This is a genomic window from Pararoseomonas baculiformis, from assembly GCF_017813395.1.
GTDB lineage: Bacteria > Pseudomonadota > Alphaproteobacteria > Acetobacterales > Acetobacteraceae > Roseomonas > Roseomonas baculiformis.
In genome coordinates this window covers 86,961-105,539 of sequence record NZ_JAGIZB010000007.1, presented here as the reverse complement: position 1 = coordinate 105,539, position 18,579 = coordinate 86,961, and the positions used below count along the sequence as shown (strand labels likewise).

Annotated in this window: 23 protein-coding genes; 16 read left to right on the top strand and 7 right to left on the bottom strand. The window is 69.9% G+C overall.

Annotation, left to right across the window (positions count from 1 at the left end):
• Positions 1-6: 6 nt before the first annotated feature.
• The 11 genes from rpsE (at position 7) to J8J14_RS09145 (ending at position 6,641) form a co-directional block, all read left to right on the top strand.
• On the top strand, positions 7-654 hold the full coding sequence (gene rpsE, locus J8J14_RS09195) for a 30S ribosomal protein S5 (RefSeq protein ID WP_209379206.1): 648 nt from the start codon (positions 7-9) through the stop codon (positions 652-654).
• Positions 647-835 carry a 50S ribosomal protein L30 gene (gene rpmD / locus J8J14_RS09190; RefSeq protein ID WP_209379205.1) on the top strand — a complete coding sequence of 63 codons (189 nt, stop codon included), beginning with the start codon at positions 647-649 and terminating at the stop codon, positions 833-835. Before rpsE ends, rpmD begins: the two co-directional genes overlap by 8 nt.
• Before the next feature lie 3 nt (positions 836-838).
• On the top strand, positions 839-1,327 hold the full coding sequence (gene rplO, locus J8J14_RS09185; RefSeq protein WP_209379204.1) for a 50S ribosomal protein L15: 489 nt from the start codon (positions 839-841) through the stop codon (positions 1,325-1,327).
• Positions 1,328-1,423: 96 nt separating this feature from the next.
• Positions 1,424-2,812 carry a preprotein translocase subunit SecY gene (gene secY / locus J8J14_RS09180; RefSeq protein WP_209379203.1) on the top strand — a complete coding sequence of 463 codons (1,389 nt, stop codon included), beginning with the start codon at positions 1,424-1,426 and terminating at the stop codon, positions 2,810-2,812.
• The gene (locus J8J14_RS09175) at positions 2,809-3,459 is read left to right on the top strand and encodes an adenylate kinase (RefSeq protein WP_209379202.1); all 651 of its coding nucleotides are present in this window, start codon (positions 2,809-2,811) and stop codon (positions 3,457-3,459) included. Before secY ends, J8J14_RS09175 begins: the two co-directional genes overlap by 4 nt.
• 189 nt (positions 3,460-3,648) lie before the next feature.
• Positions 3,649-4,026: a 30S ribosomal protein S13 gene (rpsM, locus tag J8J14_RS09170; protein WP_209379201.1), complete on the top strand. Its 378-nt coding sequence runs from the start codon at positions 3,649-3,651 to the stop codon at positions 4,024-4,026.
• Between the two features lies 1 nt (position 4,027).
• Positions 4,028-4,426 carry a 30S ribosomal protein S11 gene (rpsK, locus tag J8J14_RS09165; protein WP_043835425.1) on the top strand — a complete coding sequence of 133 codons (399 nt, stop codon included), beginning with the start codon at positions 4,028-4,030 and terminating at the stop codon, positions 4,424-4,426.
• 25 nt (positions 4,427-4,451) lie between these two features.
• Positions 4,452-5,465 carry a DNA-directed RNA polymerase subunit alpha gene (locus tag J8J14_RS09160; RefSeq protein WP_245215604.1) on the top strand — a complete coding sequence of 338 codons (1,014 nt, stop codon included), beginning with the start codon at positions 4,452-4,454 and terminating at the stop codon, positions 5,463-5,465.
• Between the two features lie 26 nt (positions 5,466-5,491).
• A complete protein-coding gene (gene rplQ / locus J8J14_RS09155; protein ID WP_209379199.1) occupies positions 5,492-5,914 on the top strand; it encodes a 50S ribosomal protein L17 in 423 nt (140 codons plus the stop codon).
• Positions 5,911-6,393, top strand: coding sequence for a hypothetical protein (locus J8J14_RS09150; protein ID WP_209379198.1), 483 nt, complete (start codon positions 5,911-5,913; stop codon positions 6,391-6,393). The genes rplQ and J8J14_RS09150 overlap by 4 nt, the downstream gene beginning before the upstream one ends.
• A 62-nt stretch (positions 6,394-6,455) precedes the next feature.
• Positions 6,456-6,641, top strand: a complete 186-nt coding sequence (locus J8J14_RS09145; protein WP_209379197.1) for a hypothetical protein — start codon at positions 6,456-6,458, stop codon at positions 6,639-6,641.
• 4 nt (positions 6,642-6,645) lie between these two features.
• Here J8J14_RS09145 and J8J14_RS09140 read toward each other — a convergent pair whose 3' ends face one another.
• The gene (locus tag J8J14_RS09140) at positions 6,646-7,614 is read right to left on the bottom strand and encodes a Bug family tripartite tricarboxylate transporter substrate binding protein (RefSeq protein ID WP_209379196.1); all 969 of its coding nucleotides are present in this window, start codon (positions 7,612-7,614) and stop codon (positions 6,646-6,648) included.
• A gap of 122 nt (positions 7,615-7,736) precedes the next feature.
• On the opposite strand from J8J14_RS09140, the gene J8J14_RS09135 reads away from it, so the two are divergent.
• Together J8J14_RS09135 and J8J14_RS09130 are read left to right on the top strand one after the other, a co-directional pair.
• Entirely contained in the window at positions 7,737-8,570 is an 834-nt protein-coding gene (locus J8J14_RS09135) for a carbon-nitrogen hydrolase family protein (protein ID WP_209379195.1), read from the top strand.
• Positions 8,567-9,394, top strand: a complete 828-nt coding sequence (locus J8J14_RS09130) for an NAD kinase (protein WP_209379194.1) — start codon at positions 8,567-8,569, stop codon at positions 9,392-9,394. The genes J8J14_RS09135 and J8J14_RS09130 overlap by 4 nt, the downstream gene beginning before the upstream one ends.
• Here J8J14_RS09130 and J8J14_RS09125 read toward each other — a convergent pair.
• Positions 9,384-10,331 carry an alpha/beta fold hydrolase gene (locus tag J8J14_RS09125; protein ID WP_342452419.1) on the bottom strand — a complete coding sequence of 316 codons (948 nt, stop codon included), beginning with the start codon at positions 10,329-10,331 and terminating at the stop codon, positions 9,384-9,386. The genes J8J14_RS09130 and J8J14_RS09125 overlap by 11 nt on opposite strands.
• A 112-nt stretch (positions 10,332-10,443) precedes the next feature.
• Here J8J14_RS09125 and J8J14_RS09120 point away from each other — a divergent pair, with 112 nt between their 5' ends.
• Both J8J14_RS09120 and J8J14_RS09115 read left to right on the top strand, forming a co-directional pair.
• Positions 10,444-11,421 carry a Bug family tripartite tricarboxylate transporter substrate binding protein gene (locus J8J14_RS09120; protein ID WP_209379193.1) on the top strand — a complete coding sequence of 326 codons (978 nt, stop codon included), beginning with the start codon at positions 10,444-10,446 and terminating at the stop codon, positions 11,419-11,421.
• Positions 11,422-11,423: 2 nt separating this feature from the next.
• Positions 11,424-12,332 carry an NAD-dependent epimerase/dehydratase family protein gene (locus tag J8J14_RS09115; protein ID WP_209379192.1) on the top strand — a complete coding sequence of 303 codons (909 nt, stop codon included), beginning with the start codon at positions 11,424-11,426 and terminating at the stop codon, positions 12,330-12,332.
• Between the two features lie 88 nt (positions 12,333-12,420).
• On the opposite strand, the gene J8J14_RS09110 is transcribed toward J8J14_RS09115, so the two are convergent.
• From J8J14_RS09110 to trxB, 3 genes are all read right to left on the bottom strand, one after another.
• On the bottom strand, positions 12,421-12,864 hold the full coding sequence (locus J8J14_RS09110) for a DUF6481 family protein (RefSeq protein ID WP_342452418.1): 444 nt from the start codon (positions 12,862-12,864) through the stop codon (positions 12,421-12,423).
• 245 nt (positions 12,865-13,109) lie between these two features.
• Positions 13,110-13,997: a LysR family transcriptional regulator gene (locus tag J8J14_RS09105; protein WP_209379191.1), complete on the bottom strand. Its 888-nt coding sequence runs from the start codon at positions 13,995-13,997 to the stop codon at positions 13,110-13,112.
• On the bottom strand, positions 13,997-14,986 hold the full coding sequence (gene trxB, locus J8J14_RS09100) for a thioredoxin-disulfide reductase (protein ID WP_342452417.1): 990 nt from the start codon (positions 14,984-14,986) through the stop codon (positions 13,997-13,999). The genes J8J14_RS09105 and trxB overlap by 1 nt, the downstream gene beginning before the upstream one ends.
• 316 nt (positions 14,987-15,302) lie before the next feature.
• Between trxB and J8J14_RS09095 the strand changes: the two genes are divergently transcribed.
• Positions 15,303-15,794 (top strand): Lrp/AsnC family transcriptional regulator, encoded by a 492-nt coding sequence (locus J8J14_RS09095; RefSeq protein ID WP_245215603.1) that lies wholly within the window; start codon positions 15,303-15,305, stop codon positions 15,792-15,794.
• 122 nt (positions 15,795-15,916) lie between these two features.
• Here J8J14_RS09095 and J8J14_RS09090 read toward each other — a convergent pair whose 3' ends face one another.
• Together J8J14_RS09090 and J8J14_RS09085 are read right to left on the bottom strand one after the other, a co-directional pair.
• Positions 15,917-16,165, bottom strand: coding sequence for a hypothetical protein (locus tag J8J14_RS09090; protein WP_209379189.1), 249 nt, complete (start codon positions 16,163-16,165; stop codon positions 15,917-15,919).
• Between the two features lie 184 nt (positions 16,166-16,349).
• Entirely contained in the window at positions 16,350-18,467 is a 2,118-nt protein-coding gene (locus tag J8J14_RS09085) for a PBP1A family penicillin-binding protein (protein ID WP_342452416.1), read from the bottom strand.
• Between the last annotated feature and the right edge of the window lie 112 nt (positions 18,468-18,579).

Here is an 18,579-nt window from a genome sequence, read left to right as displayed (position 1 = left end):
GATAGAATGGCATACGCACCGCGTTCCAACGCGCCGCGTCCGGGTGGGGAGGGCGCTGGCGACGGCGACCGCCGCCGCGGCCGTGGCCGTCGTGACGACAACCGCGAGCCCCGCCAGGATCGCGAGCAGGACGAGTTCAAGGACAAGCTCGTCACCATCAACCGCGTCGCCAAGGTCGTGAAGGGCGGCCGGCGCTTCTCCTTTGCGGCCCTCGTGGTCGTGGGCGATGAGAAGGGCCGGGTCGGCTGGGGCGCTGGCAAGGCGCGCGAGGTGCCGGAGGCGATCCGCAAGGCGACGGAGCGGGCCAAGCGCGGCCTGATCCGCGTGCCGATGCGCGAGGGCCGGACCCTGCACCACGACGTGATCGGCGAGTTCGGCGCCGGCCGCGTGATCCTGCGCTCGGCTCCGGCCGGCACGGGCATCATCGCGGGTGGCCCGATGCGCGCCGTGTTCGAGGTGCTCGGGATGGGCGACGTCGTCGCCAAGTGCACCGGCACCACGAACCCGCACAACATGGTCAAGGCGACCTTCGCCGGCCTGGCTCGCTGCACCTCCCCCCGGGCGGTCGCGGCTCGCCGTGGCAAGAAGGTGGCCGATCTCCTCCCTAACCCGCGCGCCGGTGAGGCGCCCGCGACGGAGGCAGCCGGTGTCTGACTCGACGAAGAAGACCGTGAAGGTGACCCAGGTCGGGTCGCCGATCGGCCGCAAGCCCGGCCAGCGCGAGACGCTGATCGGCCTCGGCCTGAACAAGATGCACCGCTCGCGCGAGCTGGAGGATACCCCTGCCGTGCAGGGCATGATCCGCAAGGTCGCGCATCTGGTGAAGGTGGGCTGAACCATGAAGCTCAATGAACTGCGCGACAACGAGGGCGCCCGCCCGAAGTTCAAGCGCATCGGCCGGGGCATCGGCTCCGGCAAGGGCAAGACCGGTGGGCGCGGCGTCAAGGGCCAGAAGGCCCGTACCGGCGTCTCGCTGAATGGCTTCGAGGGTGGTCAGCTTCCGCTGTATCGCCGTCTGCCGAAGCGCGGCTTCAAGAACCCGTTCCGCAAGGAATATGCGGTTCTGAACCTGGGCGCGCTCGACAAGGCGATCGAGACGGGCGTGCTGGCGGCCGGTGAGGCGGTTGACGAGGCTGCGCTGGTCAAGGCCGGCCTGGTCCGCGTCGGGAAGAAGGACGGCGTCCGCCTGCTCGCCAAGGGCGAGATCAAGCGCGCGGTCACCATTTCCGTGGCCGGGGCTTCGGCCGCGGCGATCGCGGCGGTGCAGGCTGCCGGCGGCAGCATCACCGTTCGTGAGGTCGCCTCCGAGGAGCAGCCGGCGGCTTGATCGCTGATGCTGCGGCCTCTACCTGAACTGATGTAGTGTTCTGCGGCGCCGCGGGCTCTCCCCCGGCGCCGCAGTCGTGAGAAGAGGGTTCCTCCCATGGCGTCCGCCGCCGAGCAGCTCGCGGCCAATCTCAACCTCGGCGTGCTCTCCCGCGCGACCGAGCTGAAGAAGCGGCTCTGGTTCACCCTCGGTGCGCTGATCGTGTACCGCCTCGGGACTTACATCCCCGTGCCCGGCGTGGATGCCGCCGTGATGGCCGAGGTCCTGTCGCAGCATGGCGGCGGCATTCTCGGTATGTTCGACATGTTCACGGGTGGCGCGCTCGGTCGCATGACCGTCTTCGCCCTGAACATCATGCCCTACATCTCTGCCTCGATCATCGTGCAGCTGATGTCGGCGGCGATTCCGGCCTGGGAGGCCCTCAAGAAGGAGGGCGAGTCCGGCCGTAAGAAGCTCAACCAGTACACGCGCTACCTGACCGTGTTGATCGCTTTCTTCCAGGCCTATGGCATCGCCGTGGGGCTTGAGGGGATGCGCGGCAATTTCGGCGCAGCGGTCCCGGATCCAGGCCTTTTCTTCCGCGTCTCCTGCGTCACCACGCTGGTCGGCGGGACGATGTTCCTGATGTGGCTGGGCGAGCAGATCACGGCGCGCGGCGTGGGCAACGGCATCTCGCTCATCATCTTCGCGGGCATTGTAGCCAACCTGCCGGCCGCCCTGGTTTCGACGCTGGAACTCGGCCGCACCGGTGCGCTCTCGGCCTTCTTCATCATTTTCTTTCTGCTCATGGCCCTGGCGGTGATCGCCTTCGTAGTCTTCATCGAGCGGGCGCAGCGCAAGATCCCGGTGCAGTATCCGAAGCGCCAGGTTGGGAACCGGATGTTTGGCGGCGACTCCACCCACCTGCCGCTGAAGCTGAACACGGCCGGCGTGATCCCGCCGATCTTTGCCTCGTCGCTCCTGCTGCTGCCGGCCACCTTCTCGGGCTTCGCGGCGACACAGGGCGCTGACACCTGGCTCACCCGCGCCGCGGCCATGCTCGCCCATGGGCAGCCGCTCTATATGGGCCTCTACGTCGCCCTCATCATCTTCTTCGCCTTCTTCTACACGGCCGTCGTCTTCAACCCGACGGAGACCGCGGACAACCTGAAGAAGTATGGCGGCTTCGTTCCCGGCATCCGGCCCGGCGCTGCCACGGCCGAGTATTTCGACCGTGTGCTCACCCGCCTGACCCTGGTGGGCGCCCTCTATCTCTGCGTCGTCTGCCTCATCCCGGAATTCCTGATCAGCCAGTACGGCGTGCCCTTCTACTTCGGCGGCACCAGCTTGCTGATCATTGTCTCCGTGACGATGGACACCGTGGCCCAGGTGCAGTCCCATCTCTTCGCGCACCAGTATGAAGGCCTGATTCGCAAGGCCCGCGTCGGAAACCGGGGTGCCGGTCCGGCGCCTGTGACCCCGCGTGGAGGGAGGCCCCGTCGATGAACCTGATCCTTCTTGGTCCGCCGGGTGCGGGGAAGGGCACCCAGGCCAAGATCCTGCAGGATCGCCACAGCATCGCGCAGATCTCGACCGGCGACATGCTCCGCGCGGAGGTGAAGTCCGGCTCGGAAATCGGAAACGAGGCAAAGGCGATCATGGAGCGGGGCGAACTGGTCCCCGACGCCATCATCACCGCCATGCTGGCGATCCGGGTGCAGAAGCCGGACTGCGCCCGCGGCTTCATCCTGGACGGCTTCCCGCGCACGGTGCCGCAGGCCGAGGCGCTGGACGTGATGCTGGGCGAGATGGGGCTGGGGCTGCAGCACGTCATTGAGCTGAAGGTGGATGACGGCGCGCTGGTGGAGCGGATCGCCGGCCGGTTCACCTGTTCCTCCTGCGGCACGGGCTATCACGACCGCTTTAAGCCCACGCAGCAGCCTGGCATCTGCGATGTCTGTGGCAGCCACGACTTCACCCGACGCGCGGACGACAAGGCCGAGACCGTCGCGGCCCGCCTGGATGCCTATCACCGGCAGACCGCCCCGCTGCTGCCCTATTATGCGGCCCAGGGGAAGCTGAAGCAGGTGGACGGCATGGCCGAGATGGCCATTGTCGCCTCCCAGATTGAGGCGATCCTCGATGGGGCTTGACTCTTTAGGGTCATGACCGTACATCGCCCACCTTCGCGGCGGGGCTCAACCCGGCCGCGATCCCGTTTGCACTGACGCCAAGGCGTCAGGAGTCGCATTGGCCTCACCTCTCCGGGTGGGGTCAGGATCACCTCGCCGGGCGGCTTCACCGACCGGCCCGAACGGAGCCCAGGGCTCCAGGAGAGCAACGTGGCGCGCATCGCCGGCGTGAACATCCCCGACAACAAGCGCGTGCACATCTCGCTGCGCTATATCTTTGGTATCGGCCCCAAGAATGCGGCCGACATCTGCGCCAAGCTTGGCATCCCCGAGGAGCGCCGGGTGAACCAGCTCTCCGAGGATGAGCTGCTCCGCCTGCGCGAGACGATGGACCGCGACTACCGCGTCGAGGGTGACCTCCGCCGCGAAGTGGCGATGAACATCAAGCGGCTGATGGACATGGCCTGCTATCGCGGCCTCCGTCACCGTCGTGGCCTGCCGGTGCGTGGCCAGCGCACCCACACGAACGCCCGCACCCGCAAGGGCAAGGCCGTGGCGATCGCCGGCAAGAAGAAGGTTACCAAGTAAGATGGCGCGTCAGCCGAACGCGGGTTCCCGCCCCCGCAAGAAGGAACGGAAGAACATCTCTTCCGGCGTGGCCCACGTCCTCGCCTCCTTCAACAACACGATCGTCACGATCACGGACAGCCAGGGCAACGCGATCGCCTGGTCGTCCTCGGGCTCCCAGGGCTTCAAGGGCAGCCGTAAGTCCACCCCCTACGCCGCGCAGGTCGCGGCTGAGGATGCGGGCAAGAAGGCTCGCGAGCACGGCATGGAGACGCTGGAGATCATGGTCTCCGGCCCCGGCTCGGGCCGCGAGAGCGCGCTTCGCGCCCTGCAGGCCGTCGGCTTCTACGTCACCGCGATCAAGGACGTGACGCCGATCCCGCATAATGGCTGCCGCCCCCGCAAGCGGCGCCGCGTCTGAGGGGTACCCCACCATGAGTGGCGCGATGGATCGCAACTGGCGTTCCCTCATCAAGCCCGAGCGTCTCGAAGTGGAAGGGGGCCAGGACCCCGCCCGCGTCGCGACCATCGTCGCGGAGCCGCTGGAGCGCGGCTTCGGCATGACGCTCGGCAACGCCCTGCGCCGCGTGCTGCTGTCCTCCCTTCAGGGGGCGGCCGTCACCGCGGTGCAGATCGACGGCGCGCTGCATGAATTCAGCAGCCTGCCCGGCGTGCGCGAGGACGTGACGGACATCGTCCTGAACATCAAGCGCCTGGCCATCCGCATGCAGGGGGAGGGCTCCAAGCGCCTTTCCCTGACCGCGACCGGCCCGGGCGAGGTGACGGCCGGCCAGATCCAGGTCTCCGGCGATATCGAGATCGCCAACCCGGAACTGGTCATCTGCACGCTGGACGACGGCGCCCGGCTGAATGCCGAGCTCACCGTTGCCACGGGCAAGGGCTATGTCCCGGCCTCTGAGAACCGCCCCGAGGATGCGCCGATCGGGCTCATCCCGGTGGACGCGATCTACTCCCCGGTGCGCCGCGTGGCCTATCGCGTGGAGCCGACCCGCGTCGGCCAGCGGACCGACTACGACAAGCTTGTCCTCACCGTGGAGACGGACGGCACGGTCACGCCGGACGACGCGGTGGCCCTGGCCGCCCGCATCCTGCAGGACCAGCTGCAGCTCTTCATCAACTTCGATGAGCCGCGCGAGGCGCGTGCCGCCGAGGTCGAGGACGACCTGCCGTTCAACCGCAACCTGCTCCGCAAGGTGGACGAGCTCGAACTCTCCGTCCGCTCCGCGAACTGCCTGAAGAACGACAACATCGTCTATATCGGCGATCTCGTTCAGAAGTCCGAGCAGGAGATGCTCCGCACGCCGAACTTCGGCCGCAAGTCTCTCAACGAGATCAAGGAGGTTCTCACCTCCATGGGCCTGCAGCTCGGCATGAACGTCCCCGGCTGGCCGCCGGAGAACATCGAGGACCTGGCCCGCAAGGTCGACGAGCCCTTCTAAGCGGCCCGTAACAGAGGACTAGAACAATGCGTCACGGGGTCTCGGGCCGGAAGCTCGGCGTCACCTCCTCCCATCGGCTCTCCATGTTCCGCAACATGGCGACCAGCCTGCTCAAGCATGAGCAGATCACCACCACGCTGCCCAAGGCCAAGGAGCTGCGCCCCTATGTGGAGCGCATCATCACCCTCGGGAAGCGTGGTGACCTGCACGCCCGCCGTCAGGCGGCCGCGCAGATCCGCGATGCGGCCGTGGTCCGCAAGCTTTTCGACACGCTGGCGCCGCGCTACGCGGCCCGCAGCGGCGGCTACACCCGCGTGCTCCGCGCCGGCATCCGCTACGGCGATGCCGCGCAGATGGCGGTGATCGAGTTGGTCGAGCGCGATGTCGCGGCCAAGGGCCTGGACAGCGGCCCGAAGCCGGAGGTGGTTGAGGAGACGGCCGAGGCGTGATCACGCCTTTCCGTCAGGATGCGCGAAGGGCGGGTGGGCGACCACTCGCCCTTCTGCTTTTCATGCTTCTCGCCGTGATGCCTGCGCAGGGCCAGGTCGTCCCGGAGCCGCCGCCGCTCAGCCTGGCCGGGCAGACCGTGGCCGCGCTCGCGGCCCATCCGGATGTCACGATCGTATTTCGTTCTGTCACGCGCGGCCGCCAGACCTACATCCTCCGCCATCTCCGTGCGGCCGAGCCGGGCCGGTTGAGCACCGCCGAGGACCGGTATGTGTTCGGCTGGACCTGCGATGGCGGGGACTGCGCGCAGGACGGCATGTTCCTCGGCTATGATACGGAAACCGAGCGGCTCTACCTCCTGCTTCTCGATGACGGAGCAGCCAGCCTGACCGTTCCGACACGCGGTGCACCCTGGCCTGCGCCGCTTGCCGAAGCCGTGCTGGCGGTGAAGCCGGATTTGCGGCGCTTCCGGTCCGAGTAGCCGCGCCGAAACGCCGAGGGCTTGGCGCCGTTCAGACAGGAACGCTGGCAGGGATCGGGATCATGATGCGATGGGCGCTCGGCCTGGCTATCCTTTTCGGCGCCCTCGCGCTGGTGGCACGGTTGCTCCAGCTCGGCCTGTCCCTGCTGTTGATCGTCGTGGCGGGCATCGCCCTGCTGGCGGCGATCGGCTCCGCGGTGATGGCGCGGAGCTCCGGGCGGAAGAGCCCGCCCGACGCTCCGCCCTGACGGTTTATTCCACCCGGATATTCGCTTCCCGGACCAGGGTTGCCATCGTCGCGCGGCTGTCCCGGACGAAGCGCGCGAAGTCCTGGGGCGGCGAGCCCACGGGCAGCGCAACCAGCTGGTTCAGCCGCGACTTCACCTCCGCATCGTCGAGGGCGGCGCGCACGGCATCGTGCAGGCGCTCCGCGACGGGCTGGGGCGTGCCTGCCGGCGCGAACAGGGCACACCACTCGGCGATGGTCAGGCCAGCGATGCCGGCTTCCGCGAAGGTGGGCAGGTCCGGGCGGGAAGCGATGCGGGTCTCCGTGGCGACGGCCAGGAGCCGGGCACGCCCGGAATCCGCGATGGGCCCGGCGGAAAGGGCGGTGATGAAGGCGCCGTCCAGCACGCCCGCCGCCAGGTCCCGCGCTGCATCGGCGCCGCCGCGATAGGGGGCGTGCGTCACCTCGATCCCGGCCAGGCGCTGGAACTGGGCAAGGGCCAGGTGCCCCGCCGTGGCGTTGCCCTGGGTGCCGATGTTCAGCGTTCCCGGTCGCTGCTTCGCCTGGGCCACGAACTCGGCCACGCTCCGGGCCGGATTCTCGGCCTTCACCGCCAGCACCTGGGGGAAGGTGGCTGCGAGCGTCACCGGCAGGAAGGCGGTCGTGTAGTCGAAGGACAGGCCCCGCAGCAGGCTGGGATTCACGACATGGGAGGATGCGTCCCAGAGCAGCGTGTGCCCGTCCGGCGCGGCCTGGGCCACGACGCCACCGCCATTGGAACCGCTACCACCGGTGCGGTTCTCGACCACCACGCTCTGGCCCAGGCGCTCGCCCATCTTGGGCGCCAGCACACGGGCCACGCTATCGGCAGCGCCACCGGCGGCGAAGGCCACCACCAGCCGGATCGGCCGGTTCGGCCAGTTCGTCTGAGCTCTCAGCACGCCCGGCGCGGCAAGCGCGCCCATAAGCCCCAACCAGCTGCGACGATGGATCATGGCACGGCTCCTCCGGCATCTTTGCGCGGATGGAGACGCCCACCGCCGAAACCGTCAAGTCCCGGCGCTTGCGGTCCGGCACGCGGGCGCGCTTGATGCGTCCCCCAGCTCCGGAGCCCTTCATGCGCGTCACGGTCGTCCAGATGAATCCCGGGGCCGACAAGGCCGCGAATATTGCCCAGGCCAGCCGCCTCGCCGAAGGCGCGATCGCGGCGGACCGGCCCGACATCATCGCCTTCCCCGAGATCTGGACCTGCCTGGGCGGCGACCGCGCCACCAAGCTGGCCGCTGCCGAGATGCTGCCCGAACCCGGCTCCAACGCCCGGGGCGGCGAGGCCTATGAGGCGCTGCGCGCGATGGCCGTGGCGAACCGGATCCATGTCCATGGCGGCAGTATCGGAGAGCGGGTGGGTGAGCGCCTGCGCAACACCAGCCTGCTCTTCGGCCCGGACGGGAAGGAGATCGCGCGCTACAGCAAGATCCACCTTTTCGACATCACCGCCCCGGACGGCACGGGCTACCGGGAGAGCTCGACCTATGACGGCGGAAGCGCCGTGGTGACGGCCAAGGCCGGTGATACGCAGTGCGGGCTGGCCATCTGCTACGACGTGCGCTTCCCCGAACTGTTCCTCTCCCTCCGCCGCGCCGGGGCGGAGCTGATCTTCCTCCCCGCCGCCTTCACCTTGCAGACCGGCAAGGACCATTGGGAGGTGCTGATCCGCGCCCGCGCCATCGAAACCCAGTGCTGGCTCGCCGCCCCGGCCTGCTGGGGCCAGCACATGGAGCCCAAGGGGCCGCGCCACACCTATGGCCACTCGCTGATCTGCGATCCCTGGGGCCATGTCGTCGCGAAATGCTCCGACGGCACGGGCTGGGCCACCGCGCGGATCGACCCGCTGGTCACGGAGCGGGTGCGCCGTGACATGCCGGTGCTGGAGCACCGGCGCCTGGCATGACCGCGGCCCTACTTGGCGGTGCGCCGGACCCGGATGCGCTTCGGGAACTCCCGGATGACCTGACGGGCCGCATCGCCTTCGTCGCGGCCGCATCGGAGGAGGCCTGCCAGGCCCGGCAGCGCCTGGTCGCCCTCCACGGGGACGCACCGGTCGAGGAGGCGGCCGTGGTGGTCGCCCTGGGCGGCGACGGCGCCATGCTGGAAACGCAGCACCGCTTCCTCGGCCAGAACCTGCCGATCTACGGCATGAACCGGGGCAGCGTCGGCTTCCTGATGAATGCCTATCGAGAGGACGGGCTGCCCGATCGGCTGAAATCTGCCCAGGCCGCCTCCCTGCAGCCCCTGCAGATGCGCACCACCGACGCGTCCGGCGCGGTGCACGAGGCGCTGGCCATCAACGAGGTCTCGCTCCTGCGCGAAACCCGCCAGGCCGCCAAGATCCGCATCATCGTGGATGGCAAGGAGCGCATGGCGGAGCTGGTCTGTGACGGCATTCTCGTCGCCACCCCCGCGGGCAGCACCGCCTATAACCTGTCCGCCCATGGGCCGATTATCCCCCTGGGCACCAACCTGCTCGCCATGACGCCCATCTCCGCCTTCCGTCCACGCCGCTGGCGAGGCGCGCTGCTGCCCGGGACGGCCTCGGTCGCCTTCGAGATCCTGGAGGCGGAGAAGCGCCCCGTCGCCGCCGTGGCCGACTATACGGAGGTGCGGGATGTGCGCCGTGTCGAGATCTGCGAGGATCATCGCGTCCGGCTGACCATGCTCTTCGATCCCGACCATGGCCTGCCCGAGCGCATCCTCGCCGAGCAGTTCACGGTGTGAGGAAGGGCTCCAGCGCCGCCAGCACCTCCTCGGGCGCTTCCTCGGCCAGGTAGTGCCCGCTCGTCACCGGCCCGCCGGTGATCGGCCCGTCGGCGAAGTCGCGCCAGATCTGGAGCGGCTGGTACCACTGCCCGATCTTCCCCTTCGATCCCCAGAGGACGAGCATGGGGCAGCGCACCCGCACCCCCTCCTTCCGCGAGGCGCGGTCATGCTCCAGGTCGATGCCGGTCGCCGCGCGGTAATCCTCGCAGATCGATTCCACCGTTCCCTCCAGCCGGAGCGCCGCGAGGTAGTCGGCCCGCGCCTCCGGGTGGAAGAAGCCGTCGTCCTTCGGCTCGCGCGAGGTGTGCAGGCGGAACCAATCCTCCACGTCCCGCTTGATCATGCGCTCGGGGATCGGATGCGGCTGGGCCAGGAAGAACCAGTGGTAGTAGCCCATGGCAAAGGCCATGTCGGTCCGCTCGAAATGCGCGAGGGTGGGCACGATATCCATCGTGCAAAGCCGCTCCACCGGGCCGGCGTGGTCCAGCGCCAGCCGGTGTGCCACCCGCGCGCCGCGGTCATGGCTCACCACGCCGAAGCGCGCGAATCCAAGTTCCGTCATCAGCGCCGCCATGTCGGCCGCCATCTCGCGCTTCGAGAAGGCCTTCGCGCCGGGGGAGACCGCCGGCTTCCCGCTGAAACCGTAGCCGCGCAGATCCGGGCAGATCACGGTGAAGCGCCGCGCCAGCACGGGCGCCACCTTGTGCCACATGCAATGGGTCTGCGGGTTCCCGTGCAGCAGGAGCAGGGGAGGGCCGCTGCCCCCGCGCCGATAGCGCAGGGCGATCCCATTCGCCTCGCGGGTTTCCAGCGTGAAGCCCTCGAAGAACATGATCCCTCCCGGATGAACGCGCGCATCCTGCGCCGGAGCGAGGCGCGCGTCAGCCCGTGGCATGGTCCGCACCGCTCCGGGCCGGCCCTTTTCGCCGGGCGAGAATCCGTGCGATCCGTGGGGCCATGTCCCGCGTCCGGCGCGGCCAACACCAAGGGGGAAGGAACCTCTCCACATGCTCACGCGGCGCCATCTGCTCGCCCTGTCCGGCACACTGGCCACCCCGGCCATCGCGCGCGCCCAGGGTGCCTGGTCCCCCGGCCGCCCGGTGGTGCTCGTCGTGCCCTACCCGGCAGGCGGCCCCACGGACATCCTGGCGCGGCTGATGGCCGGCGAGATGGCGAAGGACCTCGGCTCGCCGGTGGTGGTGGAGAACGTCGCCGGGGGAGGCGGCTCCATCGGTGCGCGCCGCGTGGCCACCGGGCCGGCCGATGGCACCTCCATCATGCTCGCCTCCAACCAGACCCACGCGACGAACATCTCGCTGCTGCCCGATGGCGGCGGCTACGACCCGGTGCGGGATTTCGCGCCCATAGCCGGGCTGGCGGACCTGCAGCACATCCTGGTCGTGCGCCCGGACGTGCCGGCGAACAACGTGGCGGAGCTGCTCGCCCTGCTCCGCGCCCAGCCCGGGAAGATCACCTGCGCCTCCACGGGCCAGGGCTCGGCCTCGCATCTCACCCTGGAGCTGTTCCACGCCAAGACGGGGGCGGAGATGGTGCATGTGCCCTATCGCGGCTCCGCGCCCATGATGAACGACCTTCTCGGCGGCCATGTTCAGGTCAGCTTCGCCACCACCCCCACCGTGCTGAGCCAGGTTCAGAGCGGCCGGCTCCGCGCCCTGGCCGTCGCCTCGCCCAACCGCTCCCCGCATCTGCCCGAACTGCCCACCCTGGCCCAGGCCGGCGTGCAGGGGGTGGAGGCGGATGCCTGGTTCGGCCTCTTCGCGCCCTCGGGCGTCCCGGCGCCCGCCCTGGCGCGGCTGCGTGAGTTGGCCCTGGCCGCCATCGCGCGTGAGCCGGTGCGGGCCCGCACGACCGAGGTCGGGATGACCGTGAATGTCCGCACCGGCGAGCAGATGGTGCCCTTCCTGCGCCAGGACATCGATCGCTGGGCTGAGGTGATCCGCACGGCGAATGTGAAGCCGGAATAGGCATGCGCGTCATCGTCACGGGCGCCGCCGGCTTTCTGGGCGGCAGGCTGACGGCGATGCTCGCGGCGGACCCGCGGGTGGCGGAGGTGGTGGGGCTGGACCGCTCGCCGCTCCTCGCCACCCCCTTCCGGACCATCACCGCCGATATCGCCGGCTTCCCCGTGCTCGCGCCGACGGCTGGGGCGGTGGTCCATGCCGCCGCCATCACCAGCCAGGCCAGCGAGGCGGACCCGGATGCCGCCTTCAACATCAATGTGGAGGGGATGCGGGCCGTTCTCCGCTGGGCCCGTGCCCAGCCCGAGCCGCCCCGGGTCGTGCTGCTGTCGAGCGTCGCGGTGTTCGGCAGGGGAGACGCGGTGGCGACCGAGGAAACGCCTCCCGAGCCCCGCTCCACCTATGGCACCAGCAAGGTGCTTGCGGAGCGCCTGCTGCTGGATGCCACGCGGCGTGGCGAGGCGGATGGGGTGGTGGTGCGCCTACCCGTCAGCATCATCCGCACGGCCGCGCGGACAGCGCCACCAGGCGCCGGCTTCGTCTCGGACCTGATCGATTCGGCCCTGCGGGGCCAGCCCTTCACCGCGCCGCTTACACCGGTCCATGCGGTTCCCGTCGCCTCGGTCGAAGCCTCGCTGGGAATCGCCCTCCGCGCCGCACTGGTGCCCATACCCGGGCGCATCCTGCACGTACCCTCACTGGCAGGGTCGGCGGAGCTGGCCCTGGCGGCGCTGGAGCGCTGCGGCATCACGGGCGCCCGCGTCTCCTGTGCCCCGGATCCCGCCGTGGAGTGCCTCGTTGCGGGCTGGCCGTCCCGGCTCGGCACGGTTCATCCCGGCTTCTCGGCCGATCTGGCGGATGCTGGGCTGGATCCGATCATCCGCGCCCATGCCGCGCGGGTCGCCCGGGCCGCATAGCCGTAAACGACAGCGCCGCCGGCCCCATCGGAGCCGGCGGCGCGTCAACCAGTTCTGCTCGGCCGCCCTTCCGGGCCACCGAAGCGGATTACTTCTTGCCCTTTGCCCGGGCCTTGCGTGCGGCGTAGCGGCGGTCGCGCTCCAGCTTGGCCTCGATCAGGGCCTGGCGAGCCTGTTCGGCTTCCTCGGCGGCCTGACGGGCCAGCTCGGCCTGGCGGGCCTCCTCCTCGGCGATCAGCCGCAGGCGCTCCGCCTCCTGGCGGGCCTTTTCCTCTTCTTTGAGCCGGCGGCGCTCGGCCTCGCGGGCCTCGCGAGCCTCGATGATCCGGCGGCGCTCCTCTTGGCGGGCCTGGACCGCCGGGTCATCGGCAGGAGGCCGCGCCTTGAAGCGCTCAAGGAGCGCCTTCTTGGCCTCCAGAGAATTCTTGCTGCGGTCGTTGAAATCAGTGCCCTTAAGGGTTCGCATCTTTGCTCTCTGCTGGGGTCCGGTGCCGGTCCTGTTCCGGTGGCCTGGAATCCGATGGCGCGCCACGTCACGCGGTAGGCGTCAGGTGGCATCGCACGCGCGAAAAAGAAAGCCCGGAAAGCCACGGCCTGAAGCCTTTGGCCTTCCGGGCAAGTCATACAGGGAGGCTTCACGTCTGGGAGACGCGGGGGTCCGGGGACCCCGTCCGGATCAATTACCGAACGAATGCGAGGTTAGGCCCGCTCACGCCATGCGCGGCGTGCCAAGATTACCCATCGGCCATGCGGGTGCCGCATGACGCGGCGCAGCATTCACCCCGCCGCCAGCTCCGCCACCAGGAAGTCGCGGAACACCGCCACCCGCTTGGAATTCCGCATTTCCTCCGGATACACGAAATAGGCTTCGATCTTCGGCGCCTTCAGCTCTGGCAGCACCTGCACCAGCTCGGCCAGATCCTCGCCCATGTAGTCCGGCAGGGCGGCGAGCCCGAGGCCGGACCGGACGGCGCGCAGCATGGCCGGCAGGGAGTTCACCTCCACCGCCGCCCGGCGCGGAGAACCCGGCCGGCGCCCGGCCTCGGCGAGCCAGTTAATGTCCTGCACGGGAGGATGGTAATCGCCGTAGATGATCAGCCGATGGGCATCCAGGTCCTCCGCGCGCTGCGGGATGCCGGCGGTGCGCAGGTAATCGGCCGAGCCGACCACCTTCCAGCCGAAGGTGGCGATGTGCCGCTGGATCAGGTCGGGCTGACGCGGCGGGTGCATGCGGATGGCCAGGTCCGCCTCCCGCATCGCCAGGTCCAGTTCCGTGTCGTCCAGCAGCAGGGTGACCGTGACCTCGGGGTGAAGGGTCAGGAACCTCTCCAGCCGCGGCGCCAGCCAGGTGGAGCCGAAGCCGGTCGTGGTCGTCACCTTCAGCCGCCCGGCCGCGCGCTCCCGGCTCTCGGTCAGCAGCGCCTCGGTCATGGCCAGCTTGGCGAAGACCTCGCGCACCGTCTTGTTCAGCGTCTCGCCCTGCTCCGTCAGGATCAGGCCCCGCGCATGGCGGTGGAAGAGCGGCACGGCCAGGCTCTCCTCCAGTGCCTGGATCTGGCGGGAGACGGCGGACTGGCTGAGGTTCAGCGTGTCACCGGCATGGGTGAAGGACCCGGCCTCGGCCACGGCGTGGAAGACGCGCAGCTTGTCCCAGTCGAGTGGCATCAGACGCTCACCGAATCATAAGCGGCGGGGGAGGGGGCATCATCCGGGATATGGGCGAGCCATTTCTCGGCATCGAGCGCCGCCATGCAGCCGCTGCCCGCGGCGGTCACGGCCTGGCGGTAGATCCGGTCCTGCACGTCGCCCGCGGCGAAGACGCCGGGCAGGCTGGTGCGGGCGGATCCCGGTTCGGTCACGATGTAGCCGTCGGCGTCGGTCTCCAGCTGCCCGCGGAACAGGGCAGTGGCCGGGTCATGCCCGATGGCGACGAACATGCCGTCCACGGGCAGCTCGTAATGGCCGCCGCCGACCAGGTCGCGCAGCTTCAGGGCGCGCAGCGCCGGGAACTGGCCCTCGGTCGCCAGCGCCTCCTCCACCACCGTGTTCCAGATGATCGAGACCTTCGGGTGCTTGAACAGGCGCTCCTGCATGATCCGCTCGGCCCGCAGGCTGTCGCGCCGGTGGATCAGCGTGACCTTGGCGGCCAGCCCGGCAAGGTAGAGCGCCTCCTCCACCGCCGAATTGCCGCCGCCGATCACCGCCACCTCCCGGCCGCGGAAGAAGAAGCCGTCGCAGGTGGCGCAGGCGGAGACGCCGAAGCCCGAAAGCTCCTTCTCACCGGGGATGCCCAGCCAGCGCGCCTGGGCGCCGGTGGCGATCACCATGGCGGAGCATTCATACGCATCGCCCGAGTCGCCCAGGGCACGGAAGGGGCGGGCGCCAAGCTCCACCCGGGTGATCACATCCTGGATGATGCGGGTTCCCACATGCTCCGCCTGGGCGCGCATCTGGTCCATCAGCCAGGGGCCCTGGACCGCGGTGGCGAAGCCGGGGAAATTCTCGACATCGGTGGTGATGGTCAGCTGCCCGCCAGGCTGCAGCCCCGCGACGAGGATAGGCTCCAGTCCGGCGCGCGCCGCGTAAATCGCGGCGGTATAGCCGGCCGGCCCGGCCCCGAGGATCAGCAGTCGCGTGCGGTGGGTCTCGGCCACGTCCATGTTCCAAGTGCAGTGCAGAGTCGTGGGTACACCATATCGGTGCGGCGAGGACGATGCACCACCCCACCCTTGAAGCCTCCCCCCTCTCGGGAGGATAGTCCACCGCCCCCGGGGAGACCGCTTCGGTAACTCCGGCACGCCGGTCGCATCGGTTTTCTTGCGCCGGGCATGGCTGCGGCTTGTCCGATCCCTCATATGGGGCCGGTGCCGTGCCGCCTGGGAAGGAAACCCGTGCCGTCCCGCACGTGCCGGATTATTGCTGCCCAACCCGAAGCGCCCAGCTCCGAACGGCCCGAGAGAAGACCCGCCCTTGAAAGAACTCGGCAAAGACTTCGGCCCTGGTGCCCTGGACGCGACCGACCGCGACATCCTGCGCGAGCTGCAGGCCGATGGCCGGATGACCAATGTGGCGCTGGCCGCGAAGGTCGGCCTCTCAGCCCCGCCTTGCCTCCGCCGCGTCCGGCGCCTGGAGGAGACGGGCGTGATCCGCGGCTACCATGCGGATGTGGAGCCCTCCGCGCTGGGCTGGGAGATCATCTTCTTCGCCGTGGTCGGGCTGGAAAGCCAGAAGCTGCCCGTGCTGGAGGCCTTCGAGGCCATGGTGCGCGACTGGCCGGAGGTGCGGGAGTGCCACATGATCCGTGGCGGTGGCGACTTCCTGCTGCGCCTGGTGGCGCGGAACGCCGCGCATGAGAACGAACTGACCAACAGGCTGACGGGCGCAGCCACCGTGATGCATGTCCGCACCCTCCAGACCATCCGCACCTCCAAGGACGAGGCCGGGGTGCCGGTGGAGGGGTAAGGCCCGGCCTTGGGCATGGCTGCCGATCCGGCGCCTGCCCCAGGCGGAAAGGGGCTGGGAAGCGGCGCGCGGGACCAGGGCGCCGCGATGCGCCCGGTCCCGGCAGATCCGCGCAGAGCCTTTCAGGAGGCGCGGAACGGGGGCAGGGCGGCCAGGTCCACACGGGCGGGAAGGCCGATATCCGAGCGCATGTGGTCATCGAGCATCGCAAGCAGGCGCTGCTCCTCGGACTGCCGGTAGCGGGACACCACCCACCGGGCAGCCCCCCGGAGACCGTCTTTCACCCCGCGCAGCGCCGCCCTGGCGCTCTCCTGCAGGATGCCGGGCTCACCGGCCAGGTGGCGGTCCCATTCCTTGCTGATCATGGTCATCGTCGCTCTCCGCACCGGGCGGCGGCGGTGGCGCGGGATGCGCTGTGGAACCCGTCGTCCGGATGGGCAGGACATCGGCCATCCGCGCGGGCGCAGCCCCCTTCATACGGAGGGGAGAAAAGGCTTCCCCCGTCGCCTCAACGAGACGTGAAAGGGGGGCGCCCGGATCGGCCTCTGCGGCAACTCAGCGCCGCCAGACCCCTAGCCGCTCGCGCCGGGCCTCCGCCTCATAGCCGCGCAGCTCCGCCGGAGCATCGGCCGCCGCGCGCCCGCCGCCATTGGACAGCACGACCTCCGACAGGTCCCGGTCCCCCAGGGTGCAGCGATGCGCGCCATCGCCCACCGGCATGCAGGTCACCTCGCGGCCTGCGATGAAGGCTTCCATGCTCTCGGCATACTCGCCCCGCATCCCGATCACGCCCGCGAGCTGCACGGCGCGGTTGCCGATGCGCAGCGTGGCCGTGTCGATCACCCGCGCCGGGCCGCGCAGCGGCGCCACCTGGCGCGGGGCTTCGGCGGTGGTGGCGGGCGCGGCCTCGGGCAGCGGCGCCTCGGCCGTCTTCACCCGGTCCGCTTCCACCATGAAGTCGTGCCAGATGCGGGCCGGCAATCCCCCGCCGGTGACGCCGTTCATCGGCGAGTTGTCGTCATTGCCGACCCAGACGCCGACGATCGCGTCGGCCGTGATGCCGATGAACCAGGCATCACGGTTGTCCTGTGTCGTGCCGGTCTTGCCGGCCACGGGCCGGTCCAGCCGGGCCGCGCGCCCCGTGCCCTCCCGCACCACGGCGAGAAGCAGGTCCAGCATGCCCTGCTGCGCCTCGGGCGAGAGCACCCGGCCGCCCTGCGCCGGCACTTCGGGACGGGTATAGAGGCTGCGGTCCCGCGCGCGGACGCCCCGCACCACATAGGGTTCCACGACGCGGTTGTCCGGGATGGAGGCGAAGGCGGAGACCATCTCCAGAAGGGTCGTCTCACCGCTGCCCAGCGCGATGCTCGGGCCTTCCGGCATGGTGGAGCGCAGCCCCATGCGCCGCGCCGTGTCCAGCACGCGCTCCCGGCCCAGGGACTGGAAGAGCTGGACGGCCACGGTGTTCACGGAGCCGGCGAAAGCCTGGCGCAGCGTCATGGGCCCGCGGAACCCGCCCGAGGCATTGCCCGGCGCCCAGTCTCCGATCTGCACGGGCCGGTCCACCACGTTGCTATCGGGCCGCGCCCCATTCTCGAGCGCGGCCGCATAGGTGAAGATCTTGAACAGGGAACCGGGCTGGCGCCGCGCCTGGGTGATGCGGTTGAACTGGCTCGTCGCGTAGTCCCGCCCGCCCACGGCGGCCAGGACGGCGCCATCATGGGTGATGGCCAGCAGGGCCGCCTGGCCGGCTTTCTGCTTTTCCCCCTCGCGATCGAGCCATCGCGCCACTACCCGCTCCGCGAGGTCCTGCAGGGCGGGGTCCAGCGTGCTGCGAACCGCCAGATCGATCGGGATGGGCCCCACCAGGCGCCGCGCCTCCGCCTCGACCCAGTCCGCGATATAGCCGCGGCCGGGAAGCATCTCGGGCGGGGTGCGCAGCGCGGGCGGCGCCGCGCGGGCGGCGGCTACCTGCTCCGGCGTGGCGCGCCCCGTCTCCTCCATGACGGAGAGCACCAGTTCCGCCCGGCGCCTGGCGCCCTCGGGGTTGCGGGTGGGAGCCAGGGCGGACGGTGCGCGGACCAGCCCGGCCAGCATGGCCGCCTCGGCCAGGTTCAACTCCGTCGCGGGCTTGCCGAAATAGCGCCGCGCCGCCGCATCCGCCCCGGTCGCGCCCGCGCCGAAATAGGCGGCGTTCAGGTAGCGCGCGAGGATCTCCTCCTTGGAAAGCCGCGTCTCCAGCCACAGGGCCAGCATGGCCTCCTGCGTCTTGCGGATGATGCTGCGCTCCTGCGACAGGTAGAGAAGCCGGGCGAGCTGCTGGGTGATGGTGCTCGCGCCCTCGGTGCGGTCGCTGAAGACGTTGCGGAACATGGCGCGGGTGATGCCGCGCAGGTCGATGCCGTTGTGGTCGAAGAAGCGGCGGTCCTCGATGGCCACCACCGCATCCATCAGCGGCCTGGGGATGGCGTCGGGCGGGATCGGCTCGCCGCGGAGATTGCCGCGCGCCGCGAAGGCCGTGCCGTCGCGCGCCTCCAGGATCAGGGATGCGGGGGAGGCCTCCGGCGCCATGCCGCCGCCCACGGGCACGCGGATCAGGCACCAGCCAAGGAAGATCAGGACAGCCAGGGACAGCAGCGAGAGGGCGAGAAGGACCCGCGTGGGACGGAACACGGCGCGAAGCGCCCGGAACGGCCGGGAACGCGTGGGAGGAGGAGACGGGGAAGCCGCAGTGCCCGACATCAGTGCCGGCCCATCCTGTTCATCCTGCGCGCCACGCTGGCCC

Bases quoted from the DNA above. Each gene is read 5' to 3' on its own strand.
- rplO (WP_209379204.1), top strand. From the start codon at position 839: ATGAAGCTCAATGAACTGCGCGACAACGAGGGCGCCCGCCCGAAGTTC.
- J8J14_RS09140 (WP_209379196.1), bottom strand. From the start codon at position 7,614: ATGATCCATCGTCGCAGCTGGTTGGGGCTTATGGGCGCGCTTGCCGCG.
- J8J14_RS09145 (WP_209379197.1), top strand. From the start codon at position 6,456: ATGATGCGATGGGCGCTCGGCCTGGCTATCCTTTTCGGCGCCCTCGCG.
- J8J14_RS09125 (WP_342452419.1), bottom strand. From the start codon at position 10,331: ATGCCACGGGCTGACGCGCGCCTCGCTCCGGCGCAGGATGCGCGCGTT.
- J8J14_RS09115 (WP_209379192.1), top strand. From the start codon at position 11,424: ATGCGCGTCATCGTCACGGGCGCCGCCGGCTTTCTGGGCGGCAGGCTG.
- J8J14_RS09175 (WP_209379202.1), top strand. From the start codon at position 2,809: ATGAACCTGATCCTTCTTGGTCCGCCGGGTGCGGGGAAGGGCACCCAG.
- rpsE (WP_209379206.1), top strand. From the start codon at position 7: ATGGCATACGCACCGCGTTCCAACGCGCCGCGTCCGGGTGGGGAGGGC.
- secY (WP_209379203.1), top strand. From the start codon at position 1,424: ATGGCGTCCGCCGCCGAGCAGCTCGCGGCCAATCTCAACCTCGGCGTG.
- rpsK (WP_043835425.1), top strand. From the start codon at position 4,028: ATGGCGCGTCAGCCGAACGCGGGTTCCCGCCCCCGCAAGAAGGAACGG.
- J8J14_RS09135 (WP_209379195.1), top strand. From the start codon at position 7,737: ATGCGCGTCACGGTCGTCCAGATGAATCCCGGGGCCGACAAGGCCGCG.
- J8J14_RS09120 (WP_209379193.1), top strand. From the start codon at position 10,444: ATGCTCACGCGGCGCCATCTGCTCGCCCTGTCCGGCACACTGGCCACC.
- rplQ (WP_209379199.1), top strand. From the start codon at position 5,492: ATGCGTCACGGGGTCTCGGGCCGGAAGCTCGGCGTCACCTCCTCCCAT.
- J8J14_RS09105 (WP_209379191.1), bottom strand. From the start codon at position 13,997: ATGCCACTCGACTGGGACAAGCTGCGCGTCTTCCACGCCGTGGCCGAG.
- J8J14_RS09130 (WP_209379194.1), top strand. From the start codon at position 8,567: ATGACCGCGGCCCTACTTGGCGGTGCGCCGGACCCGGATGCGCTTCGG.
- J8J14_RS09090 (WP_209379189.1), bottom strand. From the start codon at position 16,165: ATGACCATGATCAGCAAGGAATGGGACCGCCACCTGGCCGGTGAGCCC.
- J8J14_RS09160 (WP_245215604.1), top strand. From the start codon at position 4,452: ATGGATCGCAACTGGCGTTCCCTCATCAAGCCCGAGCGTCTCGAAGTG.